General features: G+C 47.3%; 1 protein-coding gene and 1 pseudogene. One reads left to right on the top strand and one right to left on the bottom strand.

Features of this window, described 5'->3' with window-relative positions:
* On the bottom strand, positions 1 to 267 hold a 267-nt coding region (locus BG74_RS16215; protein ID WP_501037405.1), incomplete at its 3' end, for an outer membrane lipoprotein.
* Positions 268 to 1,433: 1,166 nt separating this feature from the next.
* On the opposite strand from BG74_RS16215, the pseudogene BG74_RS16220 reads away from it, so the two are divergent.
* Positions 1,434 to 1,544 (top strand): annotated as a pseudogene (locus BG74_RS16220) (pyridoxamine 5'-phosphate oxidase); the annotation flags it as partial.

The following is a 1,544-nucleotide window of genomic DNA, read 5'->3' on the forward strand; positions in this document are numbered from 1 at the left end:
TGCGGTGGCTAGGCTGCGACCGCTGCCGCCCCCTACCGTATTCCCCAAGAATCCGCCCAATACTGCACCGCCGATAGCGCCAATGACATTGGAATCTTCACCGCCCTGAATCTGCACTGGCCGTACCCCGACTAGGGTACCGTACGTCACGCTCTGAACCTGTTTGGCCTCAGAGGCGGAATAAACATCGCCGGATAGCGTGCTATTATTGGCGCAACCAGCCAGCGTCATACAAGCTAGGACCACTAAAGTAAAACATTTCATCATAAAAACTCCAGCTAACATGCTATTCTGCGCAGAGCAATCCAGGACAGAAGCGGTTAAACGGTTAAAACTTCATGCACTAGTGGTAGGGGAATTGAAGTACCCTGTAACGCACAGAGACTATAGACAATTATATTAAAAAAAAGATAAACCAAGAATAAAATAACTATTATAGTTAATTTATTTAACTATTTATAAGATAATTTTATGTCATATAATTCCTTAAACTAGTACAAACGTGGCGTTTTACATAAATTTTCATGGTCTCCTGCCATAAGTTTAGGTAGTTACTACCCTTAATATGTCATATTCCCGCACGAGGAAGTGAAATGAGAACCAGCCGATATATAGGAATTATATCCGGCAAATAGCCTGGACGGTGGTATCAATGTGGTGCTGGCAGAGATCGATCGATAAGTATACCATTACTCAGCAGGCCCGCTATTACCATCCGATGCCATTTCCCACCAAACAACAAATCCTAGCAATGCGCCATGACAGGCAATAACCCTTTCGCAGTTCGGTCAACTTGGACACCCAGCTTAGCATTTTGTTCGCTGAGGCGGCGCTAAATTTTATTATGGCAGGCAGGCCCCGGCGGTAGGCGCCGCACGAGGTGACGGCTATCACTTGTTATGAACTGTTTTTGTCGGCGCTGCTGCCGGATATTTAGGTTGAGGTTCAGTTCTACTGATAAATTCGACTTGAGCGGCGATAATGAAGCCCTTGCCTTCGCCTAGCTGGCGTTTCCAACCTTGTCCAGGTTCGGGTTACCGGGCAATCTTCCTTCCGTTATAGGTGCATAGGTGGAAACGCCGCTAGGGAAATTTATCCAGTCATGACCAAGCGGCAGACCCACGTAAACGGAAACTTTACATTATCAGTGCAGCACGCTGCTGCTAACCGTGACGTTAGATAACGTTCACGAGCAGGCGAGCTTTATCCTTGATGGCCAGCAGCTGAGCTTGCCGCAAGTCGCCACCACTTCCGACCCTGCTATATTGATATCTAATACAGCTCCTGGTCAAAGAGCAATTAGGCGTTTATCGAGCGACAAGACAAAATCATCGTTGAAGATTATATCATCCAGAGCGCAGCGGGTAAGTGATTGAAATTTTCAGAGTCACGGCGCACAATAACGACTTTCATTGCCGCCTTTTCAGCAAATTATGACTGAACATTCAATCGATATTACCGCTCTGCGCAGGGAATATACCCGAGGCGGGCTGCGCCGCGCCGATTTAACGGCGGAGCCTATGGATTTGTTCGACCAGTGGCTC

Source organism: Sodalis-like endosymbiont of Proechinophthirus fluctus, from assembly GCF_001602625.1.
Lineage (GTDB): Bacteria > Pseudomonadota > Gammaproteobacteria > Enterobacterales > Enterobacteriaceae.